Consider the following 1,776-nt stretch of genomic DNA (forward strand, 5'->3'; position numbering starts at 1 on the left):
AATAATCGCTATCTGCGGGTCTGACGACAACATATCGATTAAACGCTTACGGGTAAAAAATGAGTCGTCGACCACTAGGACTTTTATTTGAGACAATTGCGTCACGCTCCAGACTTAAAGGTTAACCGATTTGCTTTTTGACGGCCTCGAGAACCCTGTCGGGCTGGAACGGCTTTAGTACATAGTCTTTAGCACCGGACTTAATAGCCTGGATGACCATGTTCTGTTGTCCCATTGCACTACATACTATTACTTTGGCATCGTCGTCGACTTTCTTGATCTCAGTAATAGCGGCTATTCCATCCATGACCGGCATGGTGATGTCCATGATTACTAGATCCGGCTTGAGCTGTTGGTACTTGATAATGGCCTCTTCGCCATTGCCGGCTTCACCTGCGACGTTATAGCCATTATCAGAGAGAAGTTTAACGATCTTCATCCTCATGAATGCGGCATCGTCGACGACTAAGACACTCTTCCCCATTCTTATGCCTCCTATATTACAAACGTGTTGTGACCGATTGCTTTTACAAAAAGTTCTCCGGTTGCGACTGATAACTCGACGGTCCTACCGTAATCTTTACCTGTATCGGCAGCAACCAGATTCAACTTAAGTTCTTTGAGAACGGCTCTAACCGCCTCGACATTGCGCTCTCCTATCTCTAGAAGACTGTTGCCGCCGGGCATATTAAACATCCTTGCTCCGCCGGCTATTTTGACTATCATATTGTGTGGATTCGCGCCTTGCTTGACCATCGCATCGAGGAGCCTTGGAACGCCCGAGTCAGCATATCTTGCGGTCAGCACACTATCCTTGCCATTGTCTTGCGGGAGCATTATGTGGGCCATTCCTGCGACCTTTGCAGCCTTATCGTAGAGACAGACCGCCACACATGATCCAAGACCTCTGGTGATAATCACGGCTTGCGCATCCTTTGAGACCTTTAGCTCGCCGATACCTACATTAAATGTTTCAGGCACGGCTACCTCGTTTCTATCGCTCGTAGTAACGATCCTAGAGAATCTTCATCGGTAAAGAGCATCAAGTATCCTTCAATCTTGCTGGTTTCGTCAGCTATCTCGGTTTCGATATAAAGTATCTCTTCCGGTGCCCGTTCCAACGTCATGACGGCAGAACTTATGATTGCGCCGACCATGTCCTCGGCGACCATGGGAGAAGATGGGCGTAAATCCAGTCCTGTGTAGTCCGATAGGGTGCTAAGGAAGTATGCGGAAACAAGGTTGCCTATCTCTCCCAACACCGATGTCCCCATCTCATCCAGCTCTTGTATGCCGCCCCTGTCCTCGCGCATCACTATATCTATAAGCTTAAATGCGCTGTCTCCAGGAAACACCAAGAGCATGTTTCCATTTATCTCGCCCTCGAACATCAAGAAAACACTTACGGCGGTGACTTCCGCACCGCCGGTTATCCCGACTACAGACTCGAGTGTGACGATATCGAGTCGGGGTGATTCCAGGAAGATTGCTTTGTCTGTCATCTCCGACAGGGCAACCGCCGAGCTATCGGTGCTCAGCTTGATTATCCTCTCAAGCATATCCTTCTGCTTTGGCGTTAAGCCGCCGGCTAATTGGGACACTGTGATCTCTCCTCGCCTAACATTTATGTTAAATATTCGAGCAAGCAAGCGGCGCTTACGCCGTCTTCTTGCGACCTAGCTTCTTTCCAAAATCGATGGTCTGGTTTGAGAGGGACCTCTGGGTATCGACCTTAGAGATAAGGCTGACAGGGTCGACTACCAGTGCAACTTTGCC

3 protein-coding genes are annotated in these 1,776 nt (G+C 48.9%); all 3 read right to left on the reverse strand.

Annotation, left to right across the window (positions count from 1 at the left end):
• Positions 1-121 precede the first annotated feature (121 nt).
• From ACYC56_RS07845 to ACYC56_RS07855, 3 genes are read right to left on the reverse strand one after another with little or no spacing between them, the layout of a single operon-like run.
• Positions 122-484 carry a response regulator gene (locus tag ACYC56_RS07845; RefSeq protein WP_461373626.1) on the reverse strand — a complete coding sequence of 121 codons (363 nt, stop codon included), beginning with the start codon at positions 482-484 and terminating at the stop codon, positions 122-124.
• An 11-nt stretch (positions 485-495) separates the two neighbouring features.
• Positions 496-981 carry a chemotaxis protein CheD gene (locus ACYC56_RS07850; RefSeq protein WP_461373627.1) on the reverse strand — a complete coding sequence of 162 codons (486 nt, stop codon included), beginning with the start codon at positions 979-981 and terminating at the stop codon, positions 496-498.
• A gap of 2 nt (positions 982-983) precedes the next feature.
• Positions 984-1,601 (reverse strand): chemotaxis protein CheX, encoded by a 618-nt coding sequence (locus tag ACYC56_RS07855; protein WP_461373628.1) that lies wholly within the window; start codon positions 1,599-1,601, stop codon positions 984-986.
• Positions 1,602-1,776 lie beyond the last annotated feature (175 nt).

It is taken from the genome of Candidatus Aquicultor sp. (genome assembly GCF_054640775.1).